Source organism: Estrella lausannensis (assembly GCF_900000175.1).
Lineage (GTDB): Bacteria > Chlamydiota > Chlamydiia > Chlamydiales > Criblamydiaceae > Estrella > Estrella lausannensis.
The window spans coordinates 248568-268999 of sequence record NZ_CWGJ01000028.1; the positions used below are offsets into that span (position 1 = coordinate 248568).

At 48.5% G+C, this 20432-nt stretch carries 16 protein-coding genes; 6 read left to right on the forward strand and 10 right to left on the reverse strand.

Translation table 11 applies throughout. From position 1 onward, the window contains the following. Positions 1 to 39: 39 nt before the first annotated feature. Positions 40 to 2046 carry a hypothetical protein gene (locus tag ELAC_RS11420; RefSeq protein ID WP_143406509.1) on the reverse strand — a complete coding sequence of 669 codons (2007 nt, stop codon included), beginning with the start codon at positions 2044 to 2046 and terminating at the stop codon, positions 40 to 42. Positions 2047 to 2148: 102 nt separating this feature from the next. On the opposite strand from ELAC_RS11420, the gene ELAC_RS11425 reads away from it, so the two are divergent. Beyond that, the gene (locus tag ELAC_RS11425; RefSeq protein WP_098039421.1) at positions 2149 to 3423 is read left to right on the forward strand and encodes a hypothetical protein; all 1275 of its coding nucleotides are present in this window, start codon (positions 2149 to 2151) and stop codon (positions 3421 to 3423) included. Between the two features lie 139 nt (positions 3424 to 3562). Beyond that, positions 3563 to 3919, forward strand: a complete 357-nt coding sequence (locus ELAC_RS11430) for a hypothetical protein (RefSeq protein WP_098039422.1) — start codon at positions 3563 to 3565, stop codon at positions 3917 to 3919. A 104-nt stretch (positions 3920 to 4023) separates the two neighbouring features. On the opposite strand, the gene ELAC_RS11435 is transcribed toward ELAC_RS11430, so the two are convergent. Next, positions 4024 to 5427: an NTP/NDP exchange transporter gene (locus ELAC_RS11435; RefSeq protein ID WP_158227881.1), complete on the reverse strand. Its 1404-nt coding sequence runs from the start codon at positions 5425 to 5427 to the stop codon at positions 4024 to 4026. Between the two features lie 107 nt (positions 5428 to 5534). Here ELAC_RS11435 and ELAC_RS11440 point away from each other — a divergent pair, with 107 nt between their 5' ends. Then, on the forward strand, positions 5535 to 6401 hold the full coding sequence (locus ELAC_RS11440; protein WP_098039424.1) for a LysR family transcriptional regulator: 867 nt from the start codon (positions 5535 to 5537) through the stop codon (positions 6399 to 6401). On the opposite strand, the gene ELAC_RS11445 is transcribed toward ELAC_RS11440, so the two are convergent. From ELAC_RS11445 to ELAC_RS11480, 8 genes are all read right to left on the reverse strand, one after another. Next, positions 6370 to 7806: an efflux transporter outer membrane subunit gene (locus ELAC_RS11445; RefSeq protein WP_158227882.1), complete on the reverse strand. Its 1437-nt coding sequence runs from the start codon at positions 7804 to 7806 to the stop codon at positions 6370 to 6372. The two genes, ELAC_RS11440 and ELAC_RS11445, sit on opposite strands and share 32 nt — an antisense overlap. Next, positions 7796 to 10966, reverse strand: coding sequence for an efflux RND transporter permease subunit (locus ELAC_RS11450; protein ID WP_098039426.1), 3171 nt, complete (start codon positions 10964 to 10966; stop codon positions 7796 to 7798). Before ELAC_RS11450 ends, ELAC_RS11445 begins: the two co-directional genes overlap by 11 nt. A gap of 7 nt (positions 10967 to 10973) precedes the next feature. Beyond that, positions 10974 to 12143, reverse strand: coding sequence for an efflux RND transporter periplasmic adaptor subunit (locus tag ELAC_RS11455; protein WP_098039427.1), 1170 nt, complete (start codon positions 12141 to 12143; stop codon positions 10974 to 10976). 266 nt (positions 12144 to 12409) lie between these two features. Beyond that, positions 12410 to 12745 carry a tRNA-binding protein gene (locus ELAC_RS11460; protein ID WP_098039428.1) on the reverse strand — a complete coding sequence of 112 codons (336 nt, stop codon included), beginning with the start codon at positions 12743 to 12745 and terminating at the stop codon, positions 12410 to 12412. A 260-nt stretch (positions 12746 to 13005) separates the two neighbouring features. Then, positions 13006 to 14841, reverse strand: a complete 1836-nt coding sequence (locus ELAC_RS11465; RefSeq protein ID WP_098039429.1) for a GNAT family N-acetyltransferase — start codon at positions 14839 to 14841, stop codon at positions 13006 to 13008. Positions 14842 to 15241: 400 nt separating this feature from the next. Further along, entirely contained in the window at positions 15242 to 15832 is a 591-nt protein-coding gene (locus ELAC_RS11470) for a DNA-3-methyladenine glycosylase I (RefSeq protein ID WP_204250559.1), read from the reverse strand. A gap of 85 nt (positions 15833 to 15917) precedes the next feature. Beyond that, the gene (locus ELAC_RS11475; RefSeq protein ID WP_098039430.1) at positions 15918 to 16448 is read right to left on the reverse strand and encodes a type III secretion system chaperone family protein; all 531 of its coding nucleotides are present in this window, start codon (positions 16446 to 16448) and stop codon (positions 15918 to 15920) included. 12 nt (positions 16449 to 16460) lie between these two features. After that, on the reverse strand, positions 16461 to 18947 hold the full coding sequence (locus ELAC_RS11480) for an ankyrin repeat domain-containing protein (RefSeq protein WP_098039431.1): 2487 nt from the start codon (positions 18945 to 18947) through the stop codon (positions 16461 to 16463). A gap of 294 nt (positions 18948 to 19241) precedes the next feature. Here ELAC_RS11480 and ELAC_RS11960 point away from each other — a divergent pair, with 294 nt between their 5' ends. The 3 genes from ELAC_RS11960 to ELAC_RS11490 all read left to right on the forward strand — a co-directional run. Next, positions 19242 to 19415 (forward strand): hypothetical protein, encoded by a 174-nt coding sequence (locus tag ELAC_RS11960; RefSeq protein WP_239414542.1) that lies wholly within the window; start codon positions 19242 to 19244, stop codon positions 19413 to 19415. Positions 19416 to 19529: 114 nt separating this feature from the next. Further along, positions 19530 to 19742 (forward strand): hypothetical protein, encoded by a 213-nt coding sequence (locus ELAC_RS12025; RefSeq protein ID WP_338030014.1) that lies wholly within the window; start codon positions 19530 to 19532, stop codon positions 19740 to 19742. After that, on the forward strand, positions 19687 to 20432 hold a 746-nt coding region (locus tag ELAC_RS11490; RefSeq protein ID WP_143406510.1), incomplete at its 3' end, for a hypothetical protein. The genes ELAC_RS12025 and ELAC_RS11490, both read left to right, overlap by 56 nt.

Genomic DNA, 20432 nt, shown 5'->3' on the forward strand with positions numbered 1-20432 from the left:
TTAGAGGTTCTCATCTTGACGATCTTTTGCCGGGGACTCTCACATTCTCATCGGATCTTCTGCCCCAAAGGGGTCTGTTTCCGAGGAGATTTGTGAAGGAATATTTGCGCCATCGCCCGCGTGGAATGTTCGATATTCTTCGATCAGTTTACTGCGCCTCGCAGAGCGGTGCGCTTTTTTGATCTTGCGTGCAATCTCTATCACAATGTTGTGGTCACTCAAGGGCATCTGCTCTTTAAGCAAAGCAACGATGAGACCCAATTCCAGTGATGAGAAGCTGGCAACAGGACAGTTGGATGCCTGCTGTTGTTTTTGATCGACGATAAAAGGAGCGTTTTGCCCTGTGACCTCCTGTATCCTCTCAAGAAAGTGCTCCCTTATGAATGAGTAGAGATGAACGCCTTCATGAGCCTGCTGAAAGACGGTGTTCATCTTTTCATCGGAGAGGACGTGGCGACTGATCCCGGAGCGGCGTGTCAGGTCATCCCCTCTGTTGCAAAAGAACACTTCGGCGCCTCTGAAGAGAAGGCCTATCATGTGATTGGCTTTGGGGTCGTCGGTTTTCAGGCTTGAAACGACAGCATGAAGACCTTGAATCTCGAGGAGAGTGGTCAATGTGTAGTCCCCGCTGTTTTGAATGAATGCGTGATTCAGCACACCGCCGGCTTTCCTTAGGAGATTAATCCACGCTGTCTGGTCCAATTCTCGAAGAGTTTTTTGGGCAGGATCTGATACTTGCGAGGCGATCGTTTGAAGAAAGCTGTCTGCGCTCTCTGACGATTGCGCTTTAGACTCATAAAACTCCAAAGCGTCTGTCTCAAGCCACCTGAAAAAATCCTTGAATGAACCTCTGGCACCGGAGAGTTCCACGCTGCCACTTTCGTCATCCCAGGATAAATCCACGGAATAACAGTTAGCTATCAGTTTCATGAGCAGAAATTCCCGGTACCAATCCTGATTGGTCACAAGGCGCATAATCTCTGTAATCTCATTTCCAGCAAGCTTGTGCCGTATCAGGTATTCAATCACCGCTACATGGGTGGGAGAGGAATCGTCTTCACTCCGGGTAATTGTGCATTGAATGCCGTAGGCCATCAGGTGTCTGATGAGCTCCTTTTTGAAATGAAATGAGTTCCTGAAAGCTATGATACATTCAAAAACGGAGCCTTCCGATGTGCATTTTTTCGTGCTGACTCCGTGCTGATGAAGAATGTGAATGATCCGGGCCAACTCTTCCGCTCCGGTGTAGCAGTTGCTGAGGGCGTAAAAGCAAAGGTTGGCCTCTTTTTCATCTAGGGCCTCAGCGGGGTTGAAATCTTCTCCAAACGCATTCAGTAACCCCTCTGTCAATTCAGCTATTTCTCCTGAACCAAATTCAGAGCTTTGAAGCACTGTGCGGAAAAGTCGTTCAGCAGCCTGCTGCTTGAGCTCCATTGGGATGAAATTAAAATAGTTTTTGATGATTGCGACTCTTGTGGGGATTGGAACTGAAAAATGGGCTTCGGCGGTCTCCAGTAGAAACTGAGGCAGGTCGCTCTTCGGATCGTAAAAAACATACCCCTTTGAGGCGATGGTCTTGCAAATTTCGTTATAGTGATCGGGGGAGAGGGAGTTCGAATTGGCTAGGTAATCCAAAAATGTCTTGCCGGAAGTGGTTTTGACGTTTGGCTGGCAGCCTCCATTTAGGAGTGAATTGAATAAGGAAAAAAATTGCTCGCTGGTCCATGCGCAGCAAAAAAGGCAGTGCAGGGGTGTCCAACCTGTTTTGAGTTCAACGACATTGAGCCGGCTGTGTTTTTTCATTATGGCTAAAGCATCCTCATATTGCATCTCTTGAAGAGCGATGTGTAGGGGAGTGGTGCCTGTCGCGGGGTGTAAGGGCAGAGGGGTTTTGATGATCAATGAGTAGTAGCGCGGCTTTTTGTTGGCAGCTTGCAGGTCTGGCAGGTTCCTCTCCAATGCCCTTTTTTTTGTCTCTCTGGCGGGCAGCGTTATATTGAATGGAGAATAATTGCTTGTATTGTTTGTAAAACCTGTTGGTTGCATCTTTTTCTTTTGTTGTTCTTCTGTTTTTTTTGTTTTATTATTTGTTTTGATCAAATACTATATCACGAAATTGTTATTAAATAATAGTGTTTTAGGAGTTTTATGCAGTATTTGACATCATTAGTGAGTGCGCTTCAGGGAAATGATCTTGAACCGATAACAAAAGAGCTCAATCAATTGGTTCGGCGGTTTGAGTATCTTTCAACGCTTGAACCCGGGGACAACCTGCAGCCGACGACATGGGGAAGAGCTTGGTTAACCCGCCCTATATCAGGGATGGAAGAGTGTCCTATCCAGAAAACATTCAGTCTCGGTGTCGGCCTCTACTCTGCAGCAACCGGAGCCTACTCCCAGGAAAATTTTGACAAGGTTGTCGAGTTTTATACCGGTGAGATCCATAAGGCAAAAACGCTGTTTGAAGACTCCATCACTGTCATCGCTCATTTCGGAGAGATCCAGTGCGACAACGAAGCAAAATTGCGTCTTTTGAAGGCTGGAAAAAGCGCGTTTTGGCATGTGGCTGTCGCGTGTCAGGGTCTGCACATTTGGGCGGAGACGCTCTCGCAGGCATTCGTTAGCGATCACGAAGCCCGAGATTACAGAGTGAAGGCGATCAATGGCCTTTTCCTGCAGCAGAACGTAGCCATTTGCAAAATTTTCAAAAAATGCCTGCAACTTTTCCCCCAGGCTATCGACGCTCTTGCCGACAAGGTGGAGCCGCAAGTAGAGACCACTCCTTTGCTGATTGAAGCGGTTGCAGATGACAATTCTTCCAATTTTGAGCGCGAAGCGCTATTTGCCACTAGAGCCGCCGGCGAATGTGTTATTGTAACAAGAAATTTCATCAAAAATTTGATGAGGTATCAGCCGGAGTTGCTCTCTCATGAGCACAGTGAAAGGTATGAAGAGAAACTGCAGATCAAAGCCTACCGTTCATTGATGGAAAAAGGGGAATTCGTCTTGGGAGCGCTGGAAGCGCTGCCCGAGGAAATTGATTTTGGCAATGCCAATATAGATGCCGTTATCCACACTATTGACACTCTGCATGCCCTCTTTGTCAAAGGCGAGGGCGGTGCCGTAGCTGTTGAGTTTATTGCCGAATTAATCAAAGCAACTGTCGATATCGACTTGGAGAAGAGAGGGAAAATTCTTGATCTTCTGCGCTCAGACGAGTGTAGGTATTTTCCTCAATCTACGACAACGCTCTGGCAGATTTTGGCCATGCAGATGGTTACCTCCCGCTTTGTGATGCCGCTTGGTGAGCTGATGAAACACGCAAAGAAGCATCCGCTGCTAGTGGGAACCACCGCAAAGATCAAGCAACTCTGCGATCTTTTCTTAGTTGCCGCCGATTTGACCAATAAATCGCACAGCTAAGAGCGCTATAGGGCAGGCCGGCCACAAGCCGGCTTGTCCTCTCTTGAGAACTATTTCTTCTTACACTAAAGTGTCTTCCGGTTATTTCAACCAATCGTCTATTTATTTTGTTAACAAATGGGTAACTAAGGAGAATTGTATGGCACTTGATCCGACAACTTTACCATCGGCTTTGGTCTTTTCCGATGAGGGACCGAGGGGTGCCTGGGCTAGTGTGCAGCTGAATAAGCACGACCTCCCATCCCACGAAAAGGTGCTTGCAGCGGGCAATTTTGGCCTGATGCCCTACCAGAGGGAAACCAATCTCTTTTTAAAATCCGTAGGCCTTCCGGAAGCGTGCTATATCGAGCAGCCTGAATTCGAAGGATTCATGAAAAGATACTTCATCCTGACTGTTTCTCACGAAGACTTTGAGACAAAAATCGAGAGCGCAAGACAGTCAAATTCCAAGATGGAGGTTATACAGAAGCTTGCTGCTGAGGCGTTCTTGAATTAATAAGGCGAGGAAGTTCTAACTTCGTCCCCGCTGGCGGCCCTCCCTTTTGGGAGGCGGCCCTCCCTTTTGGGAGGGCCGGTAGTAAAAGATCGCGTTTAATGCGATCAGCAGACAACTTTCTTTCCGGAAATCGCCTGTTTGAAAGTCCTTCCCAGGAAGAGGGCCGTGACCAGCCAGAGGGCGAGCAGGGGAAACCCGATGCATCCACTCATCAGGAGATAGTAGCTTCGTCCGGTTATCGCACCAAAATATGACTGAAGGGGGCTGAGCAGCATATTGAAGAGAGAACCGGCCTCTTTAGATGCCCTTGAACCAAAGGTTTCGATCCAGGCCTGGGCTTTGAAGCGCGCATCTTGGGATGTGGGGATATAGAGTTGTTTCAGGGCAGGGCCGTTCAAGGCATAATTGATTGCTTTGGAGCCGACCATCAGAGCAAAAAGAAAGTTCAGACTGTCGATGGTCAGGAAGCTGAAAAGGGCCCCTCCGACGATCAAGGGCATCAACGCCAAAGCTGTACCCACTCCCAGAAAGCGCGTGATGTTGCTGATTCCGAGCAGAAGGCAGGTTAAGGAAACGATGTTCACCGATGAACCGTACAAGCTTAAGTAGTGGCTAAGCTCAACCCCCGAGTACAGGCTTCCGGCAGCGATTTTGAAATTGAAATCAAATATTGTCACAATCACTTCATAAATGAAGTTTACGGCAAACATCCCCAGAAGATAGCGATGCTTAAGCATCAGCTTAAGCCCCTCTAAAAATCCCGGCTCCTGCGCATTTTCAGCCTCTTCTATGTTTGTTCCTTGAAACGACTTCAGCAGGTTTATTGGGGTCACCTTTAGAAAGTGCCGGACAAGGGGGATGATACTCAGTGTAAAAAGGCCCAGTATAGCCATCGAGAGTCCATCGTTTGGTAGGCCCAGACGGTGGGGCAATCCACCGATGCTGTAGGGGAATATGATGCCGCCGATCTGTCCGATGGCAACAACTAGGGGAAAACCGCGCCTCGCTGAAAGGGGTTCGGTGGTGTCGGATGCAAAGGCCCAAAAGAGTGCTACCACGAGCGAACCGAAGCTCTCGACAAAGAGGTACCAAAGATAACCAATGAGCTGCACGAGGATGGAAATCGAGAAAGAGAGAGCCTTCATCTCTTGAGGCGATTTTTCCACAAAGGGCATCAGAGAGGCAAATAGCAGCACACCCGCACCGTAAAACGAGGGAAGAATGATCAGCATTTTTTCTCTGGAGGTTTTCTCCAGGAGCTTTGTGTAGAACATGACAAGAGGTAGAAGCGCGACTACAGAGGCAGTCTTGGCATAGGGCAGCGAAAGTTTACCCACCAGATGAATGAAAACGGCGTCCTTTAGAGGGCGCAGGGTCCAATACACCCCGATAATGAGGGCGAAGATGAGCCCCATGCGCAGGAATTTTTTAAACTCCTCTCTTTCGAAATCTCCAAAATTGAATCGGCAAATTTTCTGGAGGCAATTTAGTAGAGTGTTGCTAATCATAGAATGAATCCTTGGATAATTAAAATCGCCCCCAAGCATAAAGAGGTCGTTCAATTTCTGTATTGTCGATATAATCGCTTTTCAATATCGATAAAACGGATATCCAGATGAACCGATTCAATGACTTGAGGCTATCAGATCTCTCTCTCTTCATCACAGCTGCCAGAATGAGCAGCTTAAGTCGAGCGGCCTCCCATCACCATTTGAGCCAGAGCGCCGCAAGCGCTGCAATCCAAAGAGTCGAGAGAGCTCTTGGCAAAGGGCTTTCCACCCATGAGAAGAGACGGTTTTCCCTGACAAAAGAAGGAGAAGCGCTGTTACCGAAGCTCGAAGGGTGGCTCTCCAGTTTGTCTGAGTCGATGCAGAGCGTCGATCATATGCCTTTAAGGATTGCGACGACTCACGCCATAGCGAGAGTCGCCGCAGCTTCGGTACTCGATATCGACAAGATCAATTTAACTTTGATGAGGCCTGATGCAGCATATGGAGCGGTTTTGCGCGGGGAGGCGGATATCGCGATCGTTTTGGATAATGCCCCATGGGAGGGAGTGGAGGCCGTTGAGGTAGGTTCAGGGCTGTTTCGCCTGTTTTCAAAGAAGAGAAACGCCCCCTTCGGATCCGTGCTTTTACCGGAAGATCAGATCGAAGTGCTGACGATGCAGCAGAGATGGCAGCAGATGCATGGAGGCCCTGTTCCCGTTAAAGCACGCTTTCCCAGTTGGTCTTTAATTGCCGACATATGCCGCAGCAGCCATGAAATCGGGTTTCTGCCCGAATTTTTGGCAAGGCAGATTGGCCTGCATCCCGTGCGTTGGCAGCCGGGCGGATCCAGCTACCGGGTACTTGTTCTCTATAGGGCAGGAGGGGAGCTGTTCCAAAAGCGGGTGGATCGCCTTTGTCTTGCCTGGCGCTCAAGCTTCGGTGGCAAAAAGAGAGAAAACTCTACCACCCGCCGCCCAAAGACTTGTAAGTAGATACAACGCTCTGGAAGATGTTCCCTTTTGATTCAGCAAGACGCTCTTCGGCCTCTAATGCCTTTTCAGAGGCTGTCAGGACGCGTGTATAGTCGGCCATCCCTTCCACATATTGCGTATTGGCAAGCGATGTGGCGCGTCTTGCCGCTTTGGCCATCTCCTCTAAGACGGTGACCTGATCGTGGAAATAGACGAAGGCTGCGAGGGCGTTTTCCGCTTCGGCATAAGCACTCAGCACGCTGTTTTCAAGTTCGGAGAGAAGCGAGTAGTAGATTGCCTTTTGGCGGATGACCTGATTTTCCAGCCTGCCATAGTTGAGGATGGGCCATGAGAAGCTGGGGCCGTAGCTGAAAAAGAGGCTGTCGGATGAAAAAAACTTTCTGTCGGCTTTCGTTGATTGTGTGGAGAAGGCGGACTCGAGACCGATCGAGCCGCTGATCGAAAGGCTGGGATAGAGCTCTGACTCCGCGATGCCGATTCTGGCAAGGCTCGACCTTGCGATCAGGGTCGCTCGCCTGATATCAGGACGTCGGCAAAGAAGGTCTGCAGGAACTCCGGCTGCCATCTGCAGAGGAGGGGGTGGAAGCGGATTGAAATTGCAGGAGAGATTCCTCATTGTTTCAGGACTTTTGCCTGTCAAAACAGCCAGGGAATTTTCGGCATTGACCTTTTCCAGGAGTAGCAGCGGCTTTCTGGCTTCTGTCTCTTTTAGCAAAGCTTTCGCCTGCTGAACGTCTAAATCGGTGACATAGCCTGCTTCGAATCTGGCTGATGCAATTTCTAGTCCTCGTGCCTGGATGCGGATGTTGTCATCTAAAATCAGTAGCCGCTCTTCGATGGTTTTTAAACGGAAGTAGGCCGAGGCGACATCGGCAGTGAGGATCACAAGGAAATCTCGGTAGTCTTCGATGCTAGCCGAGTAGTCCGCTTCGGCCGATTCGATGCCGCGTCGGAACTTTCCCCAAAAATCGAGCTCCCAGGAAGACTGGAAGCCGAGGAGCGCGTCTTTGAATTTCAGATCGGCAAGCTGGGTGTTCGGACCGTTTTTGGAAAGCTGTATATCGTAATGGGAGCCGAATGCTCTTTGCTGCTGCGGGAAGAACTCCCCGACGGCGATCCCAAGAGCGGCCCTTGCTTCTTCGATGCGCCAAGCCTTGGCGGTGAGTGTGGCATTGGAGAGGCGAGCCGTCTCGATGAGGTAGGTTAGCGTGGGGTCATCGAATTGAGTCCACCAATGGCTTAAGTCTTCTTCGCCGCTTGTGACACGGGCATTGTCTTCAGTCCATTCATGGTAAGATGTCACACCGGGTGATTTCCAGTCCGGGCCTACTTTGCCGCACGATGTCGTCAGACAAAATAGCGTAGGCAACGAAGCGATGAGGGCGCAGAGTCTCTTAGTGTTCAACGGGGGCCTCCTGGTCGCTTTCGATTTTATAGAGAATCGCGTACAGGACAGGTGTTAAAATCAGCGTCAGAAGCGAGCCGATGGCAAGCCCTCCCATGATGGAAACGGCAAGTCCTACCCAAAAAACGTCCGACAGCAGCGGAATCACTCCCAAAAATGTTGTTCCGGCCGCCAGCATCACCGGTCTTGCTCTTTGGATGGTCGCTTCGATGATCGCCTCGCGTCGGCTCATGCCTTTTTGTAAATTCTCTGTGCAGGCGTCGATCAAGATGACGATGTTCTTGTTCATCATCCCGGCGAGGCTCATCGCGCCCAAGAGGGCAACAAACCCGAAGGGTACATTGAAAAGAAGAAGGCCGAAGGTGACGCCGATAATTGAAAAGGGGATCACCAAGAGAATGAGGGTGACAGGTCTTAAATCGTTGAATACTAACACCAGTATCAGAATGATCAGCATGATGGCAGGGATGACCCCCGGCACCAACTCCTTTTGTGCAGTTTTAGAGCTGTCTTCCTCACCGCCCCATTTAAGTTCAAAACCCTTGTTAAGAGGAGCGCTGAATATTTCCTTTTCGACGCTTTCCTTAAGTTCCGGAAAGGTGGCGTCAAACGTTGCCGCTCCCTGGATGGCCGTTTCCCGTTTTCTGTTATAATGAATGATCAGAGGATCTTCCCAGTTAAAGGCGACATCGGTAACGACTTGAGTCAGTGGTGTCGAGTTGATCGAGTCGCTCGGCTTTACCTGGACTAAATTGAGCTTGGAAATCAGGTTTTTCCTTTCGTTTGACGGACTTCTCATGATGATGGGGTAGAGATCCTTACCCTCACGGTAGAGTCCGACATGGATGCCATCGTGGCTGCGTTTTAGAGAATCGGCAAGGTCTTCACGGTCAATCGAGGACCAGCGCCCCTTTTTTTGGTCGTAGGTTGCATCGATTTTGAGCACTTTGTTTTGAGTATCGAGCCGGAAGTCTGTGGCATAGGGTGATCCCGCGGCAATGTTTTTGATCTCTTCCGCCTGCTCACGAAGGGCGTTTAGATCCGCATCGGCCGGCCCTAAAACGCGCAGCTCAAACGGCCACGGATTCGAAGGGCCGAGGCCATATTTCCGGAATCTGCCGGCGGCATCCGGCACGATCTGTGCCAACTTGGGCGATAGCCAGGCTATGAAGGGATCGACCATGGTGTAGTCTTTGAAGTTGACGATAAGCTGCCCATAATTGGAGTAGGGCTGCTCGGAATCGACAGGGAGGTAGAAACGAGGCGGTCCGGCTCCGATAAAGGCTGTCACGCCCGTCACCGAATCATTTTTTAAAATCTCTTCGCTGAGTTTCAAGGCGTCTGCTTTAGTTTTGTAGATACTCGTGCCTGACGCTTCCCAGAGATCGACCATCAACTGATTACGGGCAGCCTGAGGGAAGAAAAGCTGCCTGACAAAACCGAATGAGAAAAGGGAGAGAACCAACAGACCGGTAAAGAGGGCAAGGACGAAGTACTTCCTATTAATGCATTGGTTAAGTAGGGATTTGAACTTCTTGTAGAAGGGAGTGTTGAATTCTTCATTTTCGTTTTGATTATCCTTACCTGCAGGTTCCGGCAAAAAGTCGATGCATTGCAGAGGTGTGATTACAATCGAGATGAGCCAACTGATGAGCAGCGAGCTGCCGACGATTGTAAATAGTGAGCGCAGGTACTCGCCTGCATTGGCCTTCGATACAAAGATAGGAAAGAAAGCCAAAGCTGCGATCAGGGTCGCGGCGAGGAGCGCCATGGCCGGTCCTGCGGCAGATTCGAGTGCTGCCGTGATTCTGTCCTTTCCCTGCCGCATCTTCACGGCCATTCCATCCGCGATAACGATGGAGTTATCGACCATCATACCCATGGCGATGATGAGGGCTCCAAGAGACATCCGGTGCAGGGGCTCTCCGATGATAAACATGAAGGCAAAAGTGGCTAAAACAACCAAAATCAGGTCGACGCCAATGATCATGCCCATCCTGAATCCGGAGGGGATAATCAGCACGATCAGCACAATGACAAACGATTCAATCAGGCTGATGACAAAGCTATTCACCGACTCTTCAACGTAGGTGGATTGCCAGGATATCTTCTCCATAGTAATCCCGATGGGCAGCTTTGTAGAAATTTCTTCCATCGCTTTGTCGAGAGCCTTGCCTACGTCCACAATATTGGAGTCTTCCAATCCTGCTGCGATAATTCCGATGGCAGGTTTACCGTTGAATAGCATCATCGTCAGAGGCGGGTCGGCATATCCGCGTTCGAGATCGGCGATATTGCGGACGTGGACGACTTTGGAGCCGGCATCCTGAAGGGTGAGAATACTCTCTTCCAGCGAGCTGCCCTCTTCCCGCCTCTCTTTGACTAGGTTGTTTAAAATGTCTTGCGTTTTGGGAACTAGGATAACCTCTTTGATCTCTTCGGGCGACGTGAATTCGCCGGTGGGATTCATCCTGAACCTTAAGCGTTCCACATCCATCGAGCCGGCGTTCACAACGGCATTTTGCTTCTTGAGTGTGGAGCTGATCGTGTTCAGGGTGATGTTGAGCCCCTTGATCTTCTCTTCAGATATATTCAGATAGATAACCTTGTCCTGAACCCCCCAAAAATCCACGCGCGCCACATTTTTAACGAGTGAAAGGTCCCTGCGGATATCTTCGGCATACTTTTCGAGCTCCCTCATAGTAAATCCGTCGCCGACTAAGGCAAACATGAATCCGTAGACATAGCCGAAGTCGTCGTTGACCAAGGGAGCGGAAACACCGGGAGGGAGCTTTCTCGAAGCGTCGCTCATTCGTTTTCTTAAGTTGTCCCACACTTGAGGCAAATCTTTGGACCAATAGCTGTCTTTGATGGTTACTTTGATGATGGAAATTCCTGCTCTCGATATGGAGTAGAGCTCTTTGACCTCACCCATCCGTTGCAGCTCAGCCTCCAATACTTCCGTAACCTCCTTTTCCACTTCCAGGGGAGTGGCTCCAGGGTATTCAGTGATGACGGTCGCTACTTTGATTGAAAAATTGGGGTCTTCAAGTTTACCCAGGAAGAACAGACTGGCGATGCCTCCCACGAAGATGAGAGAAGTGATAAAATAGACGCTGATCCTGTTGTTCAATCCCCATTCGATGAGCCCTTTTAACATACGGAAGCTATTGCCTCGTTTCCGGCAATGCTAGGGGCGCGTTGTACTCTTCGATCTCGCCGCTGTCATTGAGCCTTACTTGTTTTATAGTGATTTTTTGTCCTTCCCTGAGGGTGTGTACGCCTGATGTGATGATCCACTCACCGGGTTTTACTCCCTCTTCGATCACGATGCCGCGGCTTGTCATGGACCCCTTCTTTACAGGAGCTTTGATGGCCTCTTTGGTGTCTTCTTTGAATTTGAAGACAAACTCCTCTTTGCCATTTTCAGAGAAAAGGGCTTGGGCGGGCAAAATGATTTTCCTTTCTTTATCCTTTCCCTCATCGTTCCATATCGCTGTTCCGGTCATGCCAGAGAGGAGGGGATATCCTTCAGGCTGATAAATCAAGAGGGTTACAGGAAAGGTGCTGGTGGTTGAGCTGGCCTCGGTTCCAATTTCGGAAATTTTCGCCGGGTGCCATTTTCCCGGATATGCGTCGAACTCCACCTTTAGGGAGGAAATCTCAAAGATTTTGCCGATCATCTTTTCGGGAACATCAATCACCATCTCGATGGCATCGCTACCGAGGAGACGCATTATCGGCTGTTTGGCTTTGATGTATTCAAAGTTCTGTACGTAGACGGCGACGATTGTGCCATCGAAGGGAGCTTTGAGAGAGGCGTAATCGAGGTTGTTTTTCGCGGCTCTCTCCTCTGCCATCAGGGATTTTATCTGTCCTCTCAGCTCGTTGACGGTTTCCTTTTTTTGATCCAGCAGCACTTCGCTGATGGCGCCCCTGTCTTGCTGGTAAAGGCGCTCGGAGCGACTGTAGTCATTTTCGGCAAATCGGAGCGCTGCTTCCGCCCTCTCCTTTTTCCCCAAGATGTTTTCCAGAGCCGTCTCAAAATCTTCCGTATCCAGTCGGGCGATGGTATCTCCCTTTTTGACGCTGTCGCCTACCTGGGCTGTGCGCTCATGCATCAGCCCATCGACACGGAAGGAGAGATTCACCCGTCTCGAAGCCCTTGTCTTTCCGGGAAAAAGCAGAGGTTTAATGATCTCTTCCTCTTGCGCCAAGATCGCCATTGCCGGCCGGGCCTGCTGAGCGGCTTCCTGCTTTTTACAACCGGAGGTTAGGAGCGCTAGGGTCAGCGGTAGCAGTAAGATGGAGACAAACAATGATTTGGCAGTCATCATTTTTTTGCTTTGGTGGCGAGTTAAACGGATTGTGTAAATTGTTTTTTATAAACTTGTTTCATATAAATCAAGGGTAACTGATGGATGGGATGATGAGGAGAGATTTGGGTATGCACCGATTGTGTCTAAAAATTTTACTTTGAGAACCTCTCCGGGATTACAAGAGTGCGACTTGCACTCTTGGGGAGTCATCTTTTTGCCAAAAGGACAATTTTAATTAGCTTTCATTGGATCTAAGCAGAGTTGGAGCCGGATAACTTCACCCTTTACAGAAGCCGTGTCCCATTTTCCACTTTTCTTTCAGGGATTGCCAAGACGACCTCTTCGCCTTCGATAAAACCCATGGTCAGTACCTCTGAAATGAAGGGGCCGATTTTTTTGGTCGGAAAATTGACAACGCAGAGAACCTGCTTGCCGATAAGATCTTCTAGCGAGTAGAGCTTTGTGATCTGTGCAGAGGAGCGCTTTATTCCGATGAAAGGACCTAAGTCGATTGTAAGCTTGTATGCCGCTTTTTTCGCTTCGGGAAAGGGCTCTGCGCTTAGGATGGTACCCGCAACGATATGAACCTTCTCAAAGTCTTTCCATTCAATCTGATCCATAAAAAATACAAAATCCTTACGTAATTAGTGAGAAGAGGCTAACTCTTTCATGTGTGAGAGAAGAAAGTATACGACTTCAGTTTGTTCGCAATCTCTGATATACACCGCACGCTAAATGTGAGATACTCACGTTAACACGCCTGCCAAGAGATTGCTGTCACGGCAGACAAGAGCTATTGGCTGGAATTTTTCATCATGACACTCAGCGGCAGGGTATGCCAGGCAAATCCTTCATGGAGGGCGTCTTTCACATAGGTCTATCAGGTACGGGGAGGGCTCCACGCGTATTCCTTAAATAGGCACAGGTCTTTGAAGCCAAAATTTTCATAAAGCAATTTTCCTTCCTTGGACGAGAGAAGAACGGCCATCAGATAGCCGCGTTCCTTCGCTCTCTCAAGCAGGTGTTCCATCATCGCTCTTCCATATCCTTTCCGCCTCTCCTCAGGATGGACGGCCACATAGTATATTCCGGCGACATTCGCTGATAAGACAAGCATCCCGGTCGCTATCGGTTTACCCTCGATAGCTGCTGTATGCATTTCAAAAGGGCTGTCTCCGTTGTAGAGTATCTCGGGGAGTGGGGAGTATATTTGCTGATAAGCATGTGGAGAAATGTTTACACTTTCCAATACTTTACAGAATTCCAGGAGGTCCTCTTTGTTCTTACAGCGCTTAAGTGTAAGTCCGGCGGGAGTTTGAGTTTTAGTAAAATCGTCCATGGGCATAGCCATCCCGATATCTTCCTCTTTGAGATGAAGACCTGCTGCTTTTAGATGCTGGTCTAAGTCCGCTGGCTTATCGGAGGGGCCGATCCAGAAGGAGAAGGGAAGTTTTTGAGAGGTGTAGAGATCGGTGATCAACTTCACGCGGTGGGCAGCTTTGGCTTTTGGAAAGTTGGCAGCCAAGACGATGTTGAAGGTGTCATCGTTAATGTTCGAGCGCAGGCATACAGCGTCTTTTTGAAAGACGATCTCCATGTTCGGCACGTATTTGGCAAAGGTGGTCATCTGCCGGAGCATGTTCAGCTCCAGAGCCTTCAGCACTTCATCCGGGGTCCAGTTTTCCTTTTTGAGGGGCGCTTCCGGCGCAGATATTCTCTCTGAAAGGGCTTCTGCCGCTTTGATGTCGATCAATTTAATGGCGAGCTCTTTCCCGAGGCAGTAACGCTGGATATTGGAGGGAAATTTCTCTGCAAGAGCCAGTTTGAGTTTGGAGTAGGAATCGCGATCTTCTTTATTTTCTTTCAAGTACTTAGAGAAGCGCAGGTGCCTTTCCGTTTCGGGGTCGGATTCCTCGAAGATGTGCAGGTTGACAGCTGTTGTCCCTCGTTTTGTAAAAAAGCGGCGTCCTCTCATCCCATATTCGCCAAGGGCTTCATAGTTAAGAGCGGAAGAGAGGTTTCCTGTTGCATCGAGAAGGGTCATATCGGGGACCGTTCCCAAAATATCGATGATTGGTTTCGCAAAGCAACCCGGAATCGCTGTGCTGCCGATATGATAGAAACGAATGCCCACATTTTTAAAGGCTTCGCTGAGTTTGTTTTTCTCTTCTTCAAATTGCCGGGCCCACTCTTCTCGGTAGGGGACAACTTCAATTTTTTGCAGCAGATAGATTGAAACAGGAATATCGAATAAGACAGTTTTCTTCCAGGGCCGCATCCCGAGGCGCTCGGCGATAGCCAGGCCCTTTTGGTTTCTGGGGTCGACCATCGTGATTATTTCATTGATGTGAAGCCGGGCGAAGGCGTGATCCGCGATTGCGGAAGCCGCTTCCAATCCAAGTCCTTTACCCCAAAAATCTTGAGAGAGACGGTAAGCAAGTTCGATTTTGCTCTCTCCTTGAATACTTTGTGACAGAAGGCCGGCTAGGCCGATCAGAGAACCGCTCTTTTGCTCTTCGATGGCATAGAGGCCGAAACCGAAACGGGCATGGTGATCCATGATCCGTTGCAGGTAATTCATCGCTTCTTTTTCTTCTTTAAGGGGGCCGGTTAGCGAGAAGCGTACGATGTCTTCATCCGCGAGAATAGGAGCTAGTTTGTATAGATCGTCTTTTGTTAACGTGCGGATTTTGAGCCGCTCTGTCAGGATGTCCATGCTACACCGGTGTAAGATTACCTGATTTTATCAGGGGAGTTGATCGATGAAAAGATTTTTTAACAATTGGTTTGCTATTTAGTATTGTTGACTAGGTTGTCGATTTGTATCTTAAACATATCAAGCAGTTTATGGGTTTTTGATGGGACTTCCATCCTGCAGTAAAGTCGGCTATGGATCGCAATTGGGCTTAAGTGGCCATTTTACTGGAAACCCTCTTCCGTCGTCATGATAGTTTTTCTAAGATGTTACGGCCAAGAGAAATAGTCAATTTTAAGGAAGCGAAACAAACAATCGAAGGCGATAGCCTCTTTTTCATTTGAATAGAGGCGGGTGCAGAGGACTATACTGAAAGATTCATTTCTTTCCCGTGGAAGCGGGCTAAACCATCTTTCGTCTGTTACTTAGGTTTTCCCGAGATGAGATGGCAGTCTTGTAGGTGGTCATCGACAAGCCCCACTGCCTGCATATAGGCATACATGATGGTGGAGCCGACAAAATTCATGCCGCGTTTTTTCAAGTCTTTGGAGAGAGCGTCGCTCACCTCCGTCTTGGTGGGCAGCTCTTTTATGGATTTTTTTCTTTTGGAAGAGGAGACTTTCGGGCAGAATTTTTTTAGGTAGCTGGCAAAGGAGCTAAACTCTTTTTGGATAGCGAGGAATGCGATGGCGTTTTGTCTCGCGCTCCATATTTTTAATCGGTTACGGACTATCTCGGGATTTTGCGTAAGTCCTTCCAGTTCCTGATCGCTCATGGTGGCAACTTTTTTTGGATCGAAGGCATGGAAGGCTTTTCTGTACCCCTCTCTTTTTTTGAGAACAGTCTCGAAACTGAGGCCAGCCTGTGCGCCCTCGAGAATCAGCATCTCAAAGAGGTGGCGGTCGTCGCTTGATGGGACGCCCCACTCATGGTCATGGTAGTTTGCCAAAAGCTCTTGGCCTTCCTTGCCGCCGAAGCAGCGTTTTTTTCCATCGATGCCGTCTATCGTCATAAAGTACTGCCTGTTTATGGATGAGCATACCAAACAGCAGTATCGAAGTGAACAGAAAACGGCAGTCGATGGACAAGGGCGAGTGTTACAGCGAGCTTTGCAAAATCTCAAGCCTCTCTTTGATGACATCGGTCATAGCCTGGCCCTGTCCTGTTTTCTCCAGCGTGGGTGACGCTGTATCGAGCCAGAGTAGTGTCATGCCGATCAGGGACAGAAGTGTGTCCTTTTGGATTTCTTCCCCTGGTTTCAAGAAGGTGTAGCGGAAGAAGACCTGGCGTAAGTTTTCATCCAGGATAAACCCCGGGGTCGGGATGGCTCGATTGAAAAAGTTGACGGAGCGCAGCACTTCCCACAGGCTTCCTTCTTCGATGGTAAAGGGTAGGAAACAGGTGAAGTGAATGAACGATTCGTGGTGCTCGGAAGCGCCTTCAATGGGCATCGAGACGGCTGCTTCCTCATTTTTGATGATGAGTTTCCGCCCTCTTCCTTGATCGTCTTCAGGAAGATTCATCAGAAGATACTGGCTCGGTCCTGCCTGTTCTTCGTTCATCCAGTTTGTGATGTATCCTGCTTCATGCAAGATTTTCTCAATACGTTCTAGTTGACTGTCTTTCATTGCATCGGCTCCTTAGGTTGTGAAGAATTTCATTAAACACCCTTCCGGATCTTCATTGAACTCGGCCTCGGTGGTGCCATTGGCTTTAACAAGCGAGTAAATGAAATCCCGCCCATCTTGATAGCCCAGGGCTCCTTTGAGGGCGTTGAATCTCTCATTGAACTGCTCTCTTGTCATCCCCACTTGACGGGCCATCTGATGCTCTTTGAGCTCTTGATCGACCCTCGCAAGCCTGCCTTCTAAATCATTTGCTTTATTGGTCAACTCTGTGTGTTCCTTTGAGCCGGGTTCGGGCTTCTCGAAAGCTGCAAAGGCGATCTCATATCCTACATACAGATCATGGTAAACTCTGTCCAGCTCACTCTCCAGGTTCGATTTATCCTTCGTCAGGTTTGTTTCATGTTCTTTATCTGCAGTAGCATGCCTCTCCCATTGCCTCAGATCTTTCCCTATCTGAGTTAGCCTGGAATCAATGAAGGCCGCACGTTCGGTAAGCTGCGTATGCTCTTTGGATCCAGGCTCCGGTTTTTCAAACGTTCCCAAGGCAATTTCATACCCCTCCAATTCGCGCTCAATCTGCGTGCGTTCCGACTCCAGTCTCTTTTTTTCTCCCTGCATTTGCTTGGCATCATTATTGGTTACCCGATAGGGTGCATCCGCTTCTACTGGTACGGGAGGCTTAGATCTTAGCGTAGGTGCTTTATTCCAAAGCCACCCCACTCCTGAAGAAAGGGCGGAGCCAATTGACGGAATCGCGCTTTGGGCTATCCCTACGACCAGGGGGATATGAGCCGCGTTGTCGACTGCAGCATTGATCCCGACGCTCGTGTCGCCGCTAATTACCCTATTGTAAAATTGATAACACGCATAACCCATCATAAGCGTAGAGGCTATGTTAGCTCCTGCCAAAACACCTTTTGACTGGATCTCGGACGAGAGTTTATCTATCTCTTTCTGAACGAGGACGGACTGTTCATAGACGCCGCTCATTTTCATTTCGACGAGGGTCGCCAATAAATTATTTCTCTCAACCGGACCAGCACTGATCTGGGAGTAGAAGGCGCCGAGTTCTCCATAGGCCGAGTTAAGACTGGTGGCAATATCCTGGAGACGCTCTCTTCTGAGGCGTAGATCGTGTATATCATTGATATTTTGAAGGGCATTAAATGTCGTTGCCAAAAGGCCGGATGCATTGGTTAATGCTTTAGCGCCTTGGGCAGCTACTCCTGCGAGTTCTCCAGCGAAAGCCGTGGCGGTGCCTTGTGTTCCTTGAAAGAAGGCGACATGTTTCTTGTAGACTTCCAATTCAGAATTTCTTGCCTCTTTGCGGCCATGTTCTTTCAGCACCCCAATATCTTGTTGAAGCCGATTTTTTTCTTTGATCAGAGCGGATTTTGCCGGTTCTTTAGCCTGGCTAATCTGCACATCCAACTGATCTATCTTTTCTCTAAGCTGTGCGACTTTCTCCTCTAGGGCAACGTTTCTTTTCCCAAGTTTTGACTCTTCGATGCTAAGCGAACCCTCTTTTAAGGCAGGCACTAAGGCCTGCATCGGAGTTACATAAGCGGCTACGCTAGCCGGAACTTGAACATGAGCTGCAACAGTAGGCAGTTGACCGATGGCCAGTGCTCCATAATCAAGGGCTGCTTGTGCAAATCCGCCGGGAGTTAGCTTGGCGGGAGGTGTCAGTATTTCTGCAGTCGGTCGTGGAAGGTGGGATGCGGCCTGCCCCATGATGTTCTTAGCGAGATATTTTTGGGCGTCCAATGAAAGATTACCGTTAAGGGAAAGGAAGTTCGGCGGTATTTTTGCGCCTGCGCGGACAAAGGCTTTGATGGTGGGCAGGTGATTGGCATGGATGGCAGTTTCCAGGGGAGTTTGGCGATCCCCGTTCATGGCCTCTAAATGGGCTCCGTACTCTGCAAGCGCTGTAACCGCTTTGGCCCCGTCCTTTAAACTTGCGGCTAAATGCAGCAAAGTACTTCCGCTGGCATTGGACGAGCCGACGTCGATATCGCAGAGGAAAAGCATATTGCTGACAAACTGCTTATCTCCATGCGTGACGAACTTCAAGAGGGCCGATGGATCTTGCAGCACCTCTTTGAGCTGCAAAACGGCGGCAGGTATCCCGTCTTCCGTGTGGATTTCAGCGAATGAAGCCACGTCACTGCGGGGCAGATGATGCAGCAGATGATCCATCCCCTCATTGAATCTCTCTGTGCGTGAGTTGAATACCTGCTCGAAAACCTCATTCATTTTGGCACGTACTTCAGGCGAGCAACGCGTGTCTGCGAGTTGCTTGTATTGATTGAGAGTGTGGGCAATTTTGGGGTTGTCTGTCTGTAGGTACTCTTGGTTCGCGAGGATCGTAGAGGCAAATTTGAAGACCACGGTATCGACGGATTCCGTAACCGTCTTGGGGGTGATCTTATCGGCTATGGTCTGGTACTGGGATATAGTATTGGAAAATTCAGCCTGAGATTGAGATACGGGTAACATACTAACCTCCGAATTCAACATCTATATAATTATATTTTACAAAGTAGATGTATTAATGTAATTATCTTACTTTATTATTTGTTGTTTATTTTTCTTGTTAATAAATTTATTTAACGAAATGGTGGGTGGGTTTGTTATCCTAACTGGAGAAAGTGAGGTTGCTGTGAGCGGCTTGCTGTAGGATGCTGCAAGGCAAGCAACAGGTGATTTCGCTCTAATTGCCGTAGACGGGTCTGCTCCCCCCTCCCCAGCGGAAGGTCAAGAGGTCGCTCACGTACATAAGGGTCAGGACATTTGCTGATCGATGGAATGGGCAATCCTCTGGCTTTTGAAGCACCAGCAGAAAATGGCGCTGAAAGAAAAGAGGTCGCAAAGCTTAGAGCAAAAATTAAGGAAATACGCACAGAGAGGGAACAGATGACAGTTTTAGAAGCGGATGAAGGTTATGATGTCAAATGGCTAAGGTAAGCACTTTTGATAGCTCAGATTTTCCCTCTAATTCTTTATCGAAAAATTCGAGGTAGGAAATCGCCGACGATGCAGGAAGTTTGCTCGTTGTTCGGATTGACGAGAAAACGCTGGATGGTAGAGCGGGCATTTGTATGGCTTAAACGCAGATGCCGTCGATTACTTTTACGGTGGGAGAGAATAGCGATTATTTGGAGCGGTTTTGCAACCCTTGGCTTGATCTTATACATGGGTGAAAATTTTATTTGGATAGGTTCTAGGAAGCATCAGAATGATAGCAGATTCTTTAAACTATTTAAGCGGCAAAGCCCCCCACACTCCCATTGATAATATTTACCCATCAAACATCTTTAATTTAACAATATTTATTGTTATAATATCTTTTCAAATTAAATTTAATGTTATTAACTTAATAAAGTTTTGGTGTTTTGTGAATTTAAATTTTAATCAAAAGTGTGGGAGTTATAGCAAATTTTCTCGTCGACTGGATGAAATTGGGATCGAGCTGGGAAAAACCAACGGAAGTGAAATTCTAGAGAGGGTGGCGAACTTTATCGATAAGAACAAGGAAGTTTTTCAGAACGAAAAGGGTGCAGCGGTCCACTTCAACTCCTTAGCGATGAGGGTTCAACGTATTTCTAAAGACAATCCCCTGATTGATAAGTTGAGGGAGTGTTCCCTTCAACTTCTTCCCTTCGATAGCAATCACGTCAAAGAGTCTATCGAATTTTTTCATACAGCTATCCATGTCGAGCAGCAACAACTCCGGGCTATGGCAGATTGGATCAATCTGAACAAAATTCCTCTAGGCAGTCTCAAACTTTCGATGAGAGAACTCGGGAATTTGCTGCTTAGATTAGAGTATATAAATTTTGAAAATTACGACATCGAATCTGAAGACGTGGATACGCTGGTAAAAACCTTGCTGCGTACGGATCTGAAATTTGCAACCTCAGATGAAAATTCCTTAGCTGAGATCGCGAAGCTCTGCGCCAGGCAAGATGGCTGGGGCACGGC

Bases quoted from the DNA above. Each gene is read 5' to 3' on its own strand.
- ELAC_RS11420 (WP_143406509.1), bottom strand. From the start codon at position 2,046: ATGCAACCAACAGGTTTTACAAACAATACAAGCAATTATTCTCCATTC.
- ELAC_RS11425 (WP_098039421.1), top strand. From the start codon at position 2,149: ATGCAGTATTTGACATCATTAGTGAGTGCGCTTCAGGGAAATGATCTT.
- ELAC_RS11430 (WP_098039422.1), top strand. From the start codon at position 3,563: ATGGCACTTGATCCGACAACTTTACCATCGGCTTTGGTCTTTTCCGAT.
- ELAC_RS11435 (WP_158227881.1), bottom strand. From the start codon at position 5,427: ATGATTAGCAACACTCTACTAAATTGCCTCCAGAAAATTTGCCGATTC.
- ELAC_RS11440 (WP_098039424.1), top strand. From the start codon at position 5,535: ATGAACCGATTCAATGACTTGAGGCTATCAGATCTCTCTCTCTTCATC.
- ELAC_RS11450 (WP_098039426.1), bottom strand. From the start codon at position 10,966: ATGTTAAAAGGGCTCATCGAATGGGGATTGAACAACAGGATCAGCGTC.
- ELAC_RS11455 (WP_098039427.1), bottom strand. From the start codon at position 12,143: ATGATGACTGCCAAATCATTGTTTGTCTCCATCTTACTGCTACCGCTG.
- ELAC_RS11460 (WP_098039428.1), bottom strand. From the start codon at position 12,745: ATGGATCAGATTGAATGGAAAGACTTTGAGAAGGTTCATATCGTTGCG.
- ELAC_RS11465 (WP_098039429.1), bottom strand. From the start codon at position 14,841: ATGGACATCCTGACAGAGCGGCTCAAAATCCGCACGTTAACAAAAGAC.
- ELAC_RS11470 (WP_204250559.1), bottom strand. From the start codon at position 15,832: ATGACGATAGACGGCATCGATGGAAAAAAACGCTGCTTCGGCGGCAAG.
- ELAC_RS11475 (WP_098039430.1), bottom strand. From the start codon at position 16,448: ATGAAAGACAGTCAACTAGAACGTATTGAGAAAATCTTGCATGAAGCA.
- ELAC_RS11480 (WP_098039431.1), bottom strand. From the start codon at position 18,947: ATGTTACCCGTATCTCAATCTCAGGCTGAATTTTCCAATACTATATCC.
- ELAC_RS12025 (WP_338030014.1), top strand. From the start codon at position 19,530: ATGGTAGAGCGGGCATTTGTATGGCTTAAACGCAGATGCCGTCGATTA.